This window comes from Luteococcus sediminum, from assembly GCF_054783495.1.
In genome coordinates, this window is sequence record NZ_BAAGQL010000004.1 from 157755 (window position 1) to 172114 (window position 14360).

Annotated in this window: 14 protein-coding genes; 6 read left to right on the forward strand and 8 right to left on the reverse strand. The window is 70.9% G+C overall.

The window, feature by feature from the left end:
* Positions 1 to 16 precede the first annotated feature (16 nt).
* Genes ACYVKA_RS01985 through ACYVKA_RS02005 form a run of 5 tightly spaced genes read left to right on the forward strand, consistent with a single transcriptional unit; the run spans position 17 to position 3112 of the window.
* On the forward strand, positions 17 to 367 hold the full coding sequence (locus ACYVKA_RS01985; RefSeq protein ID WP_394276636.1) for a PadR family transcriptional regulator: 351 nt from the start codon (positions 17 to 19) through the stop codon (positions 365 to 367).
* The gene (locus tag ACYVKA_RS01990) at positions 364 to 999 is read left to right on the forward strand and encodes a hypothetical protein (protein WP_460702572.1); all 636 of its coding nucleotides are present in this window, start codon (positions 364 to 366) and stop codon (positions 997 to 999) included. The genes ACYVKA_RS01985 and ACYVKA_RS01990 overlap by 4 nt, the downstream gene beginning before the upstream one ends.
* Entirely contained in the window at positions 996 to 1685 is a 690-nt protein-coding gene (locus ACYVKA_RS01995) for a hypothetical protein (RefSeq protein ID WP_460702574.1), read from the forward strand. Before ACYVKA_RS01990 ends, ACYVKA_RS01995 begins: the two co-directional genes overlap by 4 nt.
* Positions 1686 to 1687: 2 nt before the next feature.
* Positions 1688 to 2374, forward strand: a complete 687-nt coding sequence (locus ACYVKA_RS02000; protein ID WP_460702576.1) for a hypothetical protein — start codon at positions 1688 to 1690, stop codon at positions 2372 to 2374.
* 57 nt (positions 2375 to 2431) lie between these two features.
* Positions 2432 to 3112, forward strand: coding sequence for a hypothetical protein (locus ACYVKA_RS02005; RefSeq protein WP_460702578.1), 681 nt, complete (start codon positions 2432 to 2434; stop codon positions 3110 to 3112).
* 159 nt (positions 3113 to 3271) lie between these two features.
* Here the strand turns inward: ACYVKA_RS02005 and pabB are convergent, their stop codons facing one another.
* The 6 genes from pabB to ACYVKA_RS02035 all read right to left on the reverse strand — a co-directional run bounded on the left by pabB (position 3272) and on the right by ACYVKA_RS02035 (position 10612).
* Positions 3272 to 5017 carry an aminodeoxychorismate synthase component I gene (gene pabB, locus ACYVKA_RS02010; RefSeq protein ID WP_460702580.1) on the reverse strand — a complete coding sequence of 582 codons (1746 nt, stop codon included), beginning with the start codon at positions 5015 to 5017 and terminating at the stop codon, positions 3272 to 3274.
* A complete protein-coding gene (tsaD, locus tag ACYVKA_RS02015) occupies positions 5014 to 6057 on the reverse strand; it encodes a tRNA (adenosine(37)-N6)-threonylcarbamoyltransferase complex transferase subunit TsaD (protein ID WP_460702582.1) in 1044 nt (347 codons plus the stop codon). The genes pabB and tsaD overlap by 4 nt, the downstream gene beginning before the upstream one ends.
* The gene (locus ACYVKA_RS02020; RefSeq protein WP_460702584.1) at positions 6050 to 6535 is read right to left on the reverse strand and encodes a GNAT family N-acetyltransferase; all 486 of its coding nucleotides are present in this window, start codon (positions 6533 to 6535) and stop codon (positions 6050 to 6052) included. Before ACYVKA_RS02020 ends, tsaD begins: the two co-directional genes overlap by 8 nt.
* A complete protein-coding gene (gene tsaB / locus ACYVKA_RS02025) occupies positions 6532 to 7239 on the reverse strand; it encodes a tRNA (adenosine(37)-N6)-threonylcarbamoyltransferase complex dimerization subunit type 1 TsaB (RefSeq protein WP_460702586.1) in 708 nt (235 codons plus the stop codon). The genes ACYVKA_RS02020 and tsaB overlap by 4 nt, the downstream gene beginning before the upstream one ends.
* Positions 7236 to 8120 carry a tRNA (adenosine(37)-N6)-threonylcarbamoyltransferase complex ATPase subunit type 1 TsaE gene (gene tsaE / locus ACYVKA_RS02030; protein WP_460702718.1) on the reverse strand — a complete coding sequence of 295 codons (885 nt, stop codon included), beginning with the start codon at positions 8118 to 8120 and terminating at the stop codon, positions 7236 to 7238. The genes tsaB and tsaE overlap by 4 nt, the downstream gene beginning before the upstream one ends.
* A gap of 119 nt (positions 8121 to 8239) precedes the next feature.
* The gene (locus ACYVKA_RS02035; protein ID WP_460702588.1) at positions 8240 to 10612 is read right to left on the reverse strand and encodes a DEAD/DEAH box helicase; all 2373 of its coding nucleotides are present in this window, start codon (positions 10610 to 10612) and stop codon (positions 8240 to 8242) included.
* Between the two features lie 756 nt (positions 10613 to 11368).
* Between ACYVKA_RS02035 and ACYVKA_RS02040 the strand changes: the two genes are divergently transcribed.
* Positions 11369 to 12514 (forward strand): glycosyltransferase family 4 protein, encoded by a 1146-nt coding sequence (locus ACYVKA_RS02040; protein ID WP_460702590.1) that lies wholly within the window; start codon positions 11369 to 11371, stop codon positions 12512 to 12514.
* A gap of 75 nt (positions 12515 to 12589) precedes the next feature.
* Here ACYVKA_RS02040 and ACYVKA_RS02045 read toward each other — a convergent pair whose 3' ends face one another.
* Both ACYVKA_RS02045 and ACYVKA_RS02050 read right to left on the reverse strand, forming a co-directional pair.
* Positions 12590 to 14005: an NAD(P)H-hydrate epimerase gene (locus ACYVKA_RS02045; protein WP_460702592.1), complete on the reverse strand. Its 1416-nt coding sequence runs from the start codon at positions 14003 to 14005 to the stop codon at positions 12590 to 12592.
* Positions 14002 to 14358: a holo-ACP synthase gene (locus tag ACYVKA_RS02050; RefSeq protein WP_460702595.1), complete on the reverse strand. Its 357-nt coding sequence runs from the start codon at positions 14356 to 14358 to the stop codon at positions 14002 to 14004. The genes ACYVKA_RS02045 and ACYVKA_RS02050 overlap by 4 nt, the downstream gene beginning before the upstream one ends.
* Positions 14359 to 14360: the final 2 nt, after the last annotated feature.

A 14360-nucleotide genomic window follows, 5' to 3' on the forward strand; every position in this document is an offset into this window, starting at 1 on the left:
GTCGTACCATCTAGCCATGGACGAGGGATGGCCGACCGAATGGTTGCGCGGAGTGCTGGAGCTCTGCGTGCTGCGCATCCTGTCCGAGGGCCCCACCTACGGCTATGCCATCGCGACCCGCCTGGAGGAGATCGGGCTGGGCACCGTCAAGGGCGGCACCCTCTACCCGCTGCTGGCCCGGCTCGAGGAGGCCGGACGCGTCGAGACCGAGTGGAAGGTCGGTTCTCGCGGACCCGGCCGCAAGTACTTCCGCCTCACCATGGCCGGCGAGATCCACCTGGCCCGCGAGGCAGACCGGTGGGACCGCTTCAGCCGGCTCACCCACGGCTTCATCTGCGGCACCCAGCCCGACGAGGAGGAGCGATGAGCACCCCGAACTGGCAGTCCGACTTCGAGGAACTCGACTGGAGCAGGCACCTCGCCACCGAGATGCACTTCCGCGGAGCGACGGACGAGCACGTGAAAGATGCCCTGGCCACCGCCGAGGCCCACTGCCGCGACAGCGGCCAACCCCCGGAAGTCGCCATGGGAGACCCGGTGGAGACCGCCACCGACCTGGTGGGGCGACGCACCGCTCCCCTCACCCATGCCCTGCGGGAGAACCTTCCCCTGGCGCTCTCGGTGGCTGGCTGGCTGATCGTCATCAACCTGCTCGGACGCCCGATGACCGACCGGGTCCATCCCACATGGTTCACGCTGCCACTGCTGCTGGCGCTCTGGCTGCTCACGCCCATCACGGAGGCGCTCCTGATGCGCCTGTTCCCCCGCACCAGCGCGAATGGCCTGGGCTGCGCGGCCTCGCTCGCCGTCGTCGCTGTGGTGCTGTCGGCAGCCCACTACCTCGACGGGGTGGACACGCCCCGAGTTGACCTGCCCGTCTGGTCCGGCTGGGCCGTGGCAGGCGCCTGCCTGACCGGCTGGCTCGTCCTGTGGTTGCGGCGCAGACGACGCAAGGACGCCGAAGCCCGACGACTGACCATCCAGAAGGAGCCACGATGACCTTCGTCTACGCGGAGTCCTGGAAGAACCTCTTCGTCGACGAGATGCGACGCCGCGGGGCCAGCGGACGCGAGGTGGGTGAGGCCTGGGCGACGATCGAGGTCCACTGCACCGAGACCGGGCAGAGCGCCACCGAGGCCTTCGGTGACCCGGTGGACTATGCCGCAGCCCTGATGCAGGAGCCGCGCAATCCCCTGCACCTGGCCCCACCGATGCTGGCCATCATGCTGGCCGTCCTGGCCTGCATGATGTGTGTGGAACTGCCATGGCGCTGGGGCAGCCAGTCGGTGCAGGTGGGCGCGGGCAGTATCGCGGTGCCCTTCGGCATGCTGCTCTTCGTGGCTGCGCTCCTGTCGGCCCAACGCCTGCAGTACCGACGACCCGGGTGGGGTTTTCTGCTGTGGATGGCCGTCTTCATGGTCTGGAACCAGATTCACCAGGCACTGGACGACTGGCTGACCCCGGTCTTCACCGCCCCCGCCTGGAGCCTCTGGCTGCTCTGCCTTGCGACGGCCACAGCGGGTGTCCTGTTCGCCCGGCGTGCCATTCGTGACCGCATCATCGACCCCGTCACCGGCACCACCTGGGCCATGACACCCACCTGGGTCTGGCGCGTCTTGGCGGCCTGCCCCCTACTCGTCCCCGCCTTCGTCCTCGCAATGCGCGCCCTCTCGGAGAGGAACTGACCATGACCGAGTTAACCTTCACCTCCGACTCCACTCCGATGGACTGGGAGACCGCCTTCAGCGAGGCGATGCGCCAGCGCGGCGCGAACGGACGTGAGATCGGCGAGGCGCTCGCCACAGTCCGGGAGCACTGCCGCGATGCGAACACGCTGCCTCACAGCGCCTTCGGCCCTGCTGCACGCTACGCGGAAGACCTCCGGCCCGACCCTCTGACGATTCGCGAGCATGTCAGGCTCCTGCTCCCCACGATGACTACGGTCGGCGCCTACTTCATGGTCATGTTGATGCCAAAATCCCCGCTGACCAGCCCCGTGACAGTCAACTGGCCCTCGGTCGGCATGGTCGTGGTCTTCGTCGCCTTCGCCCTCCTGGCGCAACGAGTCGAACCGCGTCGCTGGGTGCTGGCACTCGCCCTGGCCGACTTCCTGCTGCTCATGGCCCTCATCTTCGCCCCCACCGCCTGGCTGGTTCCGGTGGCGACGGTGCCTGCCTGGTCCCTCTGGCTGGTGGCCACGAGCCTCACCATTCTGGGACTGGTGCTCGGGCTCCGCCTGGTGCTGGACCGCCCCAAGGATCCAGTGACCGGCCGGCCGATTCGCCAGACCACTTTCTGGATGACCCCGTGGGTGCCGCTGCTCTTCTCGCTGCTGGCACTTCTGGGCATCGCCATGAGGATCTTTGACCACTGATCCCGGCGGCCCTGCGCCGCAAGGAGAGGAACTGACCATGACCGAGTTGGACCGGCGATGAAGATGTCAGAGCTGGAGACCTGGGAGGCGCGGTTCGCCCGTGAGCTGAGCCTGCGCGGAGCCCCCGGACGCGAAGTCGGCGAGGCACTGGAAACGGTGCGGTCCCACTGCCGCGACGCCAGGGTGCATCCCGACACTGCCTTCGGCTCGTCCGTGGCCTATGCGCGGCAGCTGCGGCCCGGGCCGCTGCGTGCCCGCCGGGTGGGCCGGCTGCTCCTGGGGTGTGGTGCCGTCAGTGCCCTGGCGCTGCTGAATGCCCTGGGCCCGGACGTGGCATGGACGTCGCCGGTCACCGTGACTCTGGGTGGGATCGTGGTGGGTCTGAGCGTGCTCGCCCTGCTCCTCGGGACGGTACTGGTGCTGGACCGTCGCGAATCAGCCACCAGCCGCCTGTGGCTGTGGGTGCTTGCGATAGTGGCCGTCGGCGCCGTGCTCTACTGGCTGATGACCGCGCTCCAGCAACCCATCACCCACGTGACCGCAGGCACCATCTGGGGCGCTGCGGCCTTCCTGCTGGCGGCGGGATCACTGGCCCGCCTCGCCGAGCACCGCGATCGCCCCCGTGACCCGATCACCGCCGAGGTGGTCGACGGTCACGAGTCGGTCACGCTGGTGGACCTCCTGCTACCGACCCTGGTGGCCCTGCGGCTGCTGGTGGCCCTGGCACGGATGCTGTAACAGCCCCTGACCGGCACGGCCTTCCCGACGACCGCTGCAGGCGTCCACAAACCACACTGTGAGCGGGCGTTGGTGCAGCATCTGCACCAAGACCTGCCCACGATGTGGTTTCTGGATGGGCCTTCGGCTACAGCCGCCCCAGGGATCCCAGAGCAGGGCTCAGACGAGCCTCGCGGCCAGCCAGCCGCGCACGGAATTGAGCACCGCGAGCCCGTCGGCGCCACACAGATCGGCCCAGGTCAGACTGTGCTCGGTCAGCTTCCCCTGGCGCAGGAGCCCGGCGCGCAGCACCCCGGGCAGGCACCCGTCCTTGACCGGCGGGGTGAGCCACCGTCCGTCGACCAGCACCGCCACGGTGAAGATCGACGTCTCGGTCACCTGCCCACGCTCATTGAGGAAGACCACATCGTCCACGTCCGGACGGCGCAGCCGTGCCTGGTCGAGCACCCGTCGATGGGTCGTCTTCCACCGGCGCCACGGATCGCTGCTGCGCACCCGACGGTCAGCCAGTGCCAGCCTCACCAACCCCAGCTCGGGAACGGCCCGCGAGGTCACCTCGATGCCGTCGGCACCGACGGAGAGCCGCACCGCGCCATGCCCCGAATCCGGGCTGGCCCCCAACAGCGCCTCCCGCAGGTCATCCTCGGTCCACGGCAGGCCCAGCTCCGCGCAGGTGCGGGCCCCGCGGGCCAGGTGCTCGTCGATCAGCGGGTAGTCGCCATCCACCCGGCCGAGCGTCTCCAACACCCGCACAGGTTCGACGGGCACCGAGTCCAGCACCCGGCTCTTGACGAGCAGCTCCTGCCACTCCGACGACGGCTCGGAACTCCACGTGATGCCGCCACCGGCCCCATAGCGCACCGTGCCCCGGCGCTTGTCGATGGCGGCGGTACGGATCGCGACATTGAGGGTGGCGGAGTCCGCATCGAGGATGCCGATGCTGCCGCAGTAGATACCCCTGGGGCCGGCCTCCAACTCGTCGATCGCCTGCATCGCGGCCAGTTTCGGGGCGCCGGTGATGGAGCCGCACGGGAACAGTGCGGTCAGCACGTCGACCGGGCCGAGCCCCTGCCCGAGCTCTCCCTCGATCCGGCTGACCAGCTGCCACACGCTCGGGTAGCGCTCGGCGCGGCACAGGTCCGTCACCGCCACGCTGCCGGTGGTGCAGACCTTGGCGAGGTCATTGCGCAGCAGGTCGACGATCATCACGTTCTCGGCGACGTCCTTGGCGCTGCCGAGCAGGGCCGAGCGGGCCTCGCGGTCTGTGGTGGCATCGGCGGATGTGGGCGCGGTTCCCTTCATGGGTTCGCAGGCCAGGCGCCCGTCCTGCAGGCGCACCATCAGCTCGGGGCTGGCGCTGGCGACGGCGAACTCGTCGGTCTCGATGAAGCAGCACCAGGCCGACTGCTGTGCCTCGGCGAGGTCTCGGTACAGGCCAAGCGGCGCACCGGCGAAGTTGTTGTGGAGCTGCGTGGTGAGGTTGGCCTGGTAGAAGTCGCCGGCCGCGATGCGCTGGCGGACCGCTTCGACATCGGCCTCGTGGCGCGCCTGGTCCGCGGCGGCTTCCCAGGGGGCGCCGACGTGGTACATCACCTCGGCGGGCTCCGGCCAGTCGAGGGGCTGGTTCACCAGACCGTCGGGCAGTACCGCGAACCAGCCGAGCTGCACCGACTCGTCGCGTTGGCGCCAGCGGGTGCCGTCGGGCTGGGCGACGAGCACCTGTCCGGCCTCGTAGGACAGGAAGCCGGCCAGGGTGTTGCCGCCTGCGAGCCGGGAGCGCACCGTCTGGAGCAGGGCTTCCACCTCGTCAGGGGTGTCGGCCCTCAGCACCTCGGCCTGCCCGGCGAAGGATCGGCTGGTGCCTGCGACGAGGTCGTCGAAGCGTAGGCGAATGTGCTGGCTCACACCAGGATCGTGGAGATCGGCAGCCCGGAGTTGGCGCCGATCTCCATGCTGGACGGCTTGGCGCCCTTGGTGACCAGCTCGGCGCCCAGCACGGCGATCATGGCGCCGTTGTCGGTGCACAGGGCCGGGCGGGGGCGACGAAGCTCCACCCCTGCTGCGGCCATCCGCTCCTCCAGCAGGGTGCGCAGCCGCGAGTTGGCGGCCACGCCACCGCCGATCAGGAAGTGCTCCAGGCCGTGGTGCTCGCACAGGTCGACGGCCTTGGCGGTGAGCACGTCGCACACCGCCTCCTGGAAGCTGGCGGCCACGTCGTTGAGCGGCACGTCGAGGGCGTCGCGTTCGCGGGTCTCCACCCACCGGCTGACGGCCGTCTTGAGGCCGCTGAAGGAGTAGTCGAAGCGGTGCTTCTCGAGGTCCTTCCTGGTGGTGAGGCCGCGCGGGAAGCGGATCGCCTTCGGGTCGCCCTGCTGGGCAGCCTTGTCGATGACCGGCCCGCCCGGGTAGGGCAGGCCCAGCACGCGGGCAACCTTGTCATAGGCCTCGCCGGCGGCGTCGTCGATGGTGCCACCCACCTGCACGATGTCGGTGGCGATGTCGTTGACCACCAGCAGTTCGGTGTGGCCGCCCGAGACGAGCAGCGCCCCGGCCGGGGTGGGCAGCGATCCGTGGTCGAGCAGGTCGACGGCGACGTGGCCGGCCAGGTGGTTGACGCCGTAGAGCGGCTTGTTGGCATAGGCGGCAAGCGCCTTGGCCGAGGCCAGACCCACCACCAGGGCGCCCATCAGGCCGGGCCCGGCGGTGACGGCGATCCCGTCGATCTCGGACAGGTCGACGTCGGCGGTGGCCAGGGCGCGTTCCAGCGCCGGCACCATCGCCTCCAGGTGGGCGCGGGAGGCCACCTCGGGCACCACGCCGCCGAAGCGCACGTGCTGCTCCACCGAGCTGGCCACCTCATTGGCCAGCAGCTCGTGGCCCCGCACGATGCCGACACCGGTCTCGTCGCAGGAGCTCTCGATGCCCAGGATCAACGGTTCACTCATCACTCCACCTGTCCTCTTGCCGGGTGCCGTCCTCGTGGCCCAGTGACGCCTCCATCACCAGGGCGTGCACGGAGGGCCCGTAGTAGTCCTCACGCCGCGCGATCAGCTCGAAACCGTTGGCCTCGTAGAGCGCCAGCGCGGCCTCGTTGTCCTCGCGCACCTCGAGCAGCATGCGCTGGGCGCCGACGGCCTGGGCCCATTCCATGCCGGCGCGCATCATCTGCCCGGCGGTGCCCTCGCCGCGACGTTCCCTGGCCACCATGATGCGGTGCAGGTCTGCGGTGTCGAGGACGCACTGGAAGGTGGCGGCGGCCATCACCCGGTCGTCGGCATCGCGCGCGGTGATGACCAGGCGGTCGTCGGCGGCGATCTCGTCCAGCCAGGCCTGGCGCCCCCAACGCTCCCACGGGCTGAAGGCGCCGGCCTCCAGTTCCAGCAGGGCGTCGACGTCGGCCTCCCGGGCCGCGCCGAAGATCATGGTCGGCCCTCGCCTGCGTGCGGGGTGGAGCCGAGCGGCTTGAGGGTGAGGCGCCGCTCGTGGGAGCCGATCAGGGTCGACTTTCGGGTGGTGGGCGCCACCGCGTCGGGCTTGCGCAGGTACATCGCGTCGCTGCCGGCGTCGGGCAGTTCGGCCCAGTGGGCGGCCATCACGCCGGCGTCCAGCGTGGTGGGTCCGGTGGCCTCGAAGAGTTCGGGGAAGGCATTGCTGCCGGGCCCGGCGACGGGAAGGCCGGCCGGGAGGCTCTCGGGTCCGCCGACGTTCGGGCCGTCCAGGCGTGTGCCAGCGGCGTCGTAGCGGGCCCAGTAGAGCTCCTTGCGACGGGCGTCGGAGGCGATCACGAACTCACCCTCGGGGGCATGCTCGGAATCGACCCACTGGCGGGCGACGACGTCGAGGCTGCACAGGCCGTGCATCGTCGAGCCCGCGAGCGAGGCGATGGTGTGGCCGGTGACGATCCCGACGCGCAGCCCCGTGAAGGGCCCCGGGCCGAGTCCGACGGCCACCTCGGTGATGTCGCTGACGGCGATGCCCTGGGCGGCACACAGTGCGCTGATGGCCGGCATCAGCTTCTCGGCGTGCCCGCGGCGGTCGGCGACCAGGTCGGTGGCCGCCACTTGGCCGTCGTGGGCCAGGGCGATGCAGATGTCGGTGGAGGTGTCCACCGCAAGGGTCCAGCTCATCCTTCGTCCTCCTGCTCGGCCAGCTGGTGCAGGTCGATGCCCTGCCAGCGCTCCCCCATGCCCTGCAAGAAGACCTGCCGGGTCTCGTCGTCGGGGTCGAGGCTTCGTCTGATGTCGATCTGCAGCACGGAACTGGACAGTCCTTCGGCCAGGCCGGCGCCCCATTCCACCAGGGTGACGGCCTCGGGCAGGGTCTGGTCCAGGTCGAGGTCGAAGAGCTCGGTCTCCGATCCCAGCCGGTAGGCGTCGACGTGCACCAGGTCGGGGCCCTCGCCCAGGTTGTGGTGCACCCGGCTGAGCACGAAGGTCGGCGAGATCACCGGCCCCTCCACCCCCAGCCCGGCACCGATGCCCTGGGTCAGCGTGGTCTTGCCGGCCCCCAGGTCTCCGGAGGCGACGACCACGTCACCGGCGCGCAGCAGCAGCGCGAGACGTCGTCCCAGGTCCTGCATGGCCTCGCCGGTGGAGACCTCGATGATCGCGGGCAGTTCGATGCCCATCACCCAGCCCTGGTCGGTCAGGCCGACCTGGCTGAAGCCGTGCTCGACCCACCAGCGGCGGGTCTCGGGAAATTCCTTGCGACACAGCAATTCGACGCACCGCACGCCCAGCTCACCGAAGACATCCCCGGCGCCGCGCACCATCTGCGCGGCCACCCCGCGGGTGCGGGCCGAGGGCCGCACGCTCACCCGGTGCAGCCGCCCCACCGGGCCGTCGATGCTGGTCAGCAGGCAGCCGATCACCTGGCCGTCGCGCAGGGCGAGGATGCCGGGTGCCTGGCGCAGGCGCTGTTCGATGTCCGCGACCGTGTCCGACAATGCCGCGGCCGGCGGGTCCACCGCCGGCCGGGCACCGAAGGCCTCGTGGATGACCTGCAGCATCGCCGGGGCGTCGGACGCCTCGGCCACGCGCAGTTCGACCTTCTCAGATTCGTTCACGTCGTCCCACTGTAGTCATCGTGCTGGTCATTCGGCGGGCTTGAGCGCCCGCCGGACAGGGCTCAGCGCTCGCGGCGCCATCCCTCGCCACCGCGACCGCCACGGTCACGGTCACCGCCGCCGAAGCGACGTCCACCACCGCCCTGGCCGCGGTCGCCGCCGAAGCGACGTCCGCCGCCACCCTGGCCGCGGTAGCCACCACGGCCACCGCCGCCCTGGCGCGGCCCCTTGGCCTGTCGGCGGGGGGCGATCAGGCGCTCGTACTCGGCCTCCTCGATGGGGGCACTGTCGGGCGTGCGGGCGCCGGTCAGCTCGGAGAGCAGATCATCACCGGGGCGCACCTGCACGGGCTGCACCTTGACGCCGGCCTGGCCGGTGAGGCGAGCCATCGACTTGCGCTGGTGCGGCAGCACGATGGAGGCGACGACGCCCTTCTGGCCGGCGCGCGCGGTGCGGCCCGCACGGTGCAGGTAGTCCTTGGAGCTCATCGGCGGGTCGATCTCGAGCACCAGGGTGACGTCGTCGACGTGGATGCCGCGGGCGGCGACGTCGGTGGCCACCAGGACCGGGACGGTGCCGTCCTTGAAGGCGGCCAGGATGCGGGTGCGCGCACCCTGGGTGAGGCCACCGTGCAGCGCACCGGCCATCACGCCGGCCTGGCGCAGCTGCTCGGCGACGCGGTTGGTGCCCATCTGGGTGCGGCAGAACAGCACCGAGCGGCCCTCACGATTGGCGACGGCGGCGGTGACGCCGTTCTTGTCGTGCGGCAGCACCTGGAGCAGCACGTGCTCCATGGTGGTGACCGAGGCCTGGCCGGAGTCGACCTCATGCGTGACCGGGTCGTGCAGGTACTTTTTCACGATGCGGTCGACGGCGTGGTCGAGGGTGGCCGAGAAGAGCAGGCGCTGGCCGTCGGCCGGGACCGAGTCCATCAGGGTGGTGACGGCGGGCATGAAACCCAGGTCGGCCATGTGGTCGGCCTCGTCGAGGACGGTGACCATCACCTGGGAGAGGTCGACGGCACCCTGCTCGAGCAGGTCGATCAGGCGGCCGGGGGTGGCCACGACGATGTCGACGCCGCGCTCGAAGGCGCGCAGCTGCGGGCCGTAGCCCATGCCGCCGGCGATCAGGGTGAGGTCGAGGCGCAGGGTCTTGGCCAGCGGGGCCAGCACGTCGGCGCACTGCAGGGCCAGCTCGCGGGTCGGCACCAGCACCAGGGCGCGCGGGGCGCCACCGGCCGGGTCGGCCTGGGAGAGGCGGGTCAGCATCGGCAGGCCGAAGCCCAGCGTCTTGCCCGAACCGGTCTGGCCACGGCCGAGCACGTCGCGTCCGGTGATGGCGTCGGGGATGGTGGCGGCCTGGATCGGGAAGGGGGCGGTGATGCCCTGCTTGTCGAGGGCAGCCACCAGCATCTTCGGCACGCCCAGGGCGGCGAAGCCCTCGGCCACGTCGACGCCGGAGTCGTCGATCTCGCCGAGGTCGGTCGCCTCCCAGCTCATCTGGTCCAGGTTCTCGGCCATCGGACGGTCCTCGCGCGGGAAGTCGCGGCGACGGTCGTCGCGGCCGTGGCTGCGCTCCTCGCGGCCACGATTCTCGTCACGGCCCCAGGCCGGGCGGCGGGCGCCGCGGTCATCACGGCGCTCGTCACGCCAGGTGCGCTCGTCGGCCGGAACATCGTCGCGGCGGGGGCGGTCGTCGAAGCGTGCGCGGGTGGAGGGGCGCTCGCCCTTCTCCCACGACTTGCGGTCGACGCGGGGCTCCCACTTGGGGCGGGGGGCGTCGTGCACCGGGCGCGAGGCCTTGTGCTCCCTGCGCGGAGCGCGGTCCTCGAATTCACGGCGCGGAGCGCGGTCCTCGAATTCACGGCGCGGACCGCGGTCGTCGAAGTCACGGCGCGGAGCGCGATCCTCAAAAGGCTTGCGGGGGCCACGGTCGTCGAAGGACTTGCGCGGGCCACGAACGTCGAAGTCACGACGCGGACCGCGATCATCGAAGGGCTTGCGGGGACCGCGATCGTCGAAGTCACGACGCGGGCCACGCTCGTCGCGGTTGAAGCTGCGGCTGTCGCGGCGCTCGCCACGGTCATTGCCGAACTGGCCGCGGTCGACGCTGCGCGGGGCGCGGCCGCCGAAGCCGCCCTGGGCGGGGCGCTCCACGCGCTCGAAGTTGCGGCCGCGGGAGTCGGAGGTGCGGGGGGCGTCGCTGCGGTAGCTGCGCTCGGGTCGGTCCTCACCGGAGCGGTAGCCGCGCTCGACGCGGTCGTCATTGCTGCGGTAGCCGCGATCGTCACGGGCGGGGCGCTCCTCGCGGGGCTCCCACTTCTTGCGGGGATTCTTGCCCATGGCGGCGCGCTTGTCGTCGCTCCAGCGGTTCTTGCCAGGCTTGAAACCGGGGGTCTTGGCAGCCTTGCGGCCGTGCGGGGTGGGACGGGGCATGGTGGTACTCACTTCTCTGGGCGCAGGACGCCCGTTGGGGCAGCCTTCACGGCTGGTTCATCTAAGAACCGCGGCGCACCAACATGCACTATCTCTCACGCAGATTGATGGCGGCGGAACATGGCGATCAATGCCATCTGGCATCAGGCGCAGGGGGGCGAATGTGTCGCCTCAACCAAGCTGCAACTGATTCGCTCGCGGGTGACTACCGTGCCGGTGTGGACTCCGGACACGAATCTCCCACAACGCGGTCCACACTACCAGCGATGCACAAGGGGTGACGAATCTCGCTGCCAGCTCGGCCTCAGCTTGGCACCGGGCGACGGCCGGTTCCGGGCCGGGCTGGCCCAGTGCCCACTGTCGCGATGCCCAGCAGCCCCCTGGGCACGCCGAAGAGCACAGGGCACGTCGACGCCTCACCGGGCACGTCGACGCCTCACCGGGCACGTCGACGCCTCACCGGGCACGTCGACGCCTCACCGGGCACGTCGACGCCTCACCGGGCACGTCGACGCCTCACCGGGCACGTGGCGCACCACGTGCCCAGTCACCCTCGGAAGTGCCCAGTGTCGGAAGTGCCCAGTGGATGGGCCGCTGGATGCCCCGGCGAGCAGCCGCCCAATGCCGAGCGGACAAGCCACCCGGCACCCGGTGAACACCGTGTGACGCGCCGGGTGCCCAATCGTCACCAAGGCTTCACCGCTCCCAACCCCTCTGCGTGGCAGGAGCCGGGAGGGGCGTGGTTACCATCGAGGTGTGCGAGTTGCCTTTGCTGCTGAGTCCTTCCTCCCCCAGATCAATGGCGTCACCAATTCCATCCTGCGGATGCTGGAGCACCTCCAGGCCACAGGTCACGAGGCCATGGTCCTGGCCCCCAATGACGGCGGGCGCGTCCCGCGCGAGTACGCAGGCTTCCCCGTCGTCCCGCTGGCCTCGGTCGGGCTGCCCGGCTACAGCGACGTGCGGGTCAACACCGCGCCCCGCTTCGTCATCGAGCGGGCGCTGGCCGACTTCCGCCCCGACGTGGTGCACCTGGCCGCCCCCTTCGCAGTCGGCTACAAGGCGGCGCTGAGCGCGGCCCGGTTGAACATCCCCACGGTGGGCATCTACCAGACCGAGATCGCCACCTACGCCGCCCAGTACGGTTTCCCGGCCCTCGAGCCGGTGCTGTGGTACCGGCTGCGCCAGGCCCATTCGCTGGCCACCCTGAACTTCGCCCCCTCCACCTATGCCCAACGCCAGCTGGAGGAACAGGGCATCCCGCGGGTCGGCATCTGGGCCCGCGGCGTCGACTCGGCCCGTTTCCACCCCAGCCGCCGTGACGAGTCGCTGCGTCGCCAGTGGGCGCCCGAGGGCGAGCGGATCGTCGGCTACATGGGGCGCTTGGCCGCCGAGAAGAGGGTTCAGGACCTCACCGTGATCGCCGACATCCCCGGCATCAAGCTGGTCATCGTCGGCGACGGCCCCAGCCGCCCCGAGCTGGAGGAGAAGCTGCCCGAGGCGATCTTCCTGGGCCTCAAGACCGGCGACGAGCTGCCCCGCTGCCTGGCCTCCTTCGACCTGTTCGTCCACACCGGCGAGCTGGAGACCTTTGGCCAGACGATCCAGGAGGCCAAGGCCTCCGGGCTGCCGGTGGTCGCCCCGCGTCGCGGCGGACCGATCGACCTGGTGGACCCCTCACGCACCGGCTGGCTCTACGAACCGGGCCGTCTGGACCAGCTGCGAGGCCACGTCCTGGACCTGGTGGGTGATGACTTCAAGCGTCGCGCCATGGGCAATCAGGCCCGCGAGTCGGTGGAGTACCGCACCTGGCCCCACATCTGCGAGGAGCTGGTGGGGCACTACCGCACCGCAATCCGCACCGGTGTGACCATCCCCCGCCTGACCAATTCGACCCGATAGCCCAACCGGCACAGTGCCGAGACGACGACAGGGGCCCCGCTGGCAGGCGGGGCCCCTGTCGCTGCGCCCAAGTGCTCACCAGTAGCGGGTGAACTCCCCCACCACGGATGCCACCTCGCGTCCGATTATGTCGGGCGGCCACGGCCCGATGCGACGGGCGGCGGCCATGGCCTGCACCGAGGCGCCGAGCAGGGCCGCGTCGCAGGCGGGAAGTCCGCTGGCCAGCAGGGTGGCGCAGATGCCGGCCAGCACGTCCCCGGAGCCGGCCTGGGCGCTCCAGTACGGGCCGGGCACGGCCAGCAGCACCACCCCCTCGGGCTTGATGACGTACTGGGTGGCGCCCTTGAGCAGCACCACGGAGTTCCAGCGCTCGGCGGCCATCCGCCCGTGGGTCAGCGGGTCCGCCTCGACCACCTCGCGGTCGACGTTCAGCATCCGGGAGAGCTCCCCCGCATGCGGGGTGAGCAGGCAGTTCGGCGGCAGGGTGTCGGGCAGCGTCACCAAGGCGTCGGCGTCGATGACCGCCGGCACCTTGGGGCCGAGGCGGGCGGACAGACGATCGCGGTTGGCCTCGGTCTGGCCCCAGCCGGAACCGAGCAGCCAGGCCTGCACCGCCCCCTCGCCGTGGGTGACCGAGGGCAGCTGGTGGCGCACCAGGCCCGCGGCCTGCTCCGGGCCGACGAAACGGATCATCCCCGCACCGGCGTGGACGGCGCCGATGGTGCCGAGCAGGGCCGCGCCGGGGAAACGGGCCGAGCCGGTGTCGATGCCCACCACTCCGCGGCTGTACTTGTGGCTGGTGGGGCCGGGCAGCGGCCAGCGACGCACGATGTCGCTCTCACTGGCCTGCCACAGCGTCGGCTGCGGCATGGTCAGGCCGATGTCGACGACCTCGACCTCGCCGCAGGCGGTGGCGGCTGGCTTGAGCACGTGGCAGGGCTTGTGGGCGGCGAAGGTGACGGTGCGGGTGGCCCGCAGGCAGTGCTCGGGCAGCACCGCACTGTCGGTCTGCAGGCCGCTGGGGATGTCGACGGCCAGCACCGGCACCCGCAGTGTCTCGACCTCGGCGGCGAAGGTGGCCAGCACCTGGTCCAGCCCCAGCCGTCCGCTCAGCCCGTAGACGGCGTCGATCACCAGCGCGGTCTGTGGCAGCTGCCGGGCGGCCTCGATGGCGTCGATGATGGTGCAGCCGGCGGTGATGGCGGCTGCCATGCCGGCCTCGTGCACCTGTTCGGTGACGGGCCAGACGGTGACCGACAGGTCGGCCGCGGCCAGGTCGGCGGCGGCGAACAGGCCGTCGCCGCCATTGTTGCCGGCGCCGACCACCACCAGCACCGACTGGGAGCTGGCGGGGGCGTCGTCGCCGAGCATCTCCTGCGCGCTGCGGGAGACACCCTGGGCGGCGCGGCGCATCAGGTCGACTTCGGGCCGGGCGGCGAAGAAGGCCTCCTCGGCATCGCGGATCTCCTGGGCGGTGTGGACGGGGATCATCGTGCCTCACAGATGACATATGCGGTGGCCAGGCCACCGTCGTGGGAGATGGACAGGTGGATCGTGGTGATGCCGAGCTCGTCGGCCCGTGCCTGGACGGTGCCACGGAGTCGGAAGCTCGGGGCACCGTCGGCGCCGCGCAGCACTTCGCAGTCGAGCCAGACCATCCCGGCGGGTGCGCCCAGCGCCTTGGTGAGTGCCTCCTTGGCGGCCCACCGGCCAGCCTGGGAGGCGATCGGGAGCGCGGCCTCGTCCGGGCACAGCACACGTTCACGCAGGCCGGGTCGTCGCTCGCAGGCCTGCTGCCAGCGTTCGATGCTGCACAGGTCGACCCCGATTCCGATGATGGCCACGA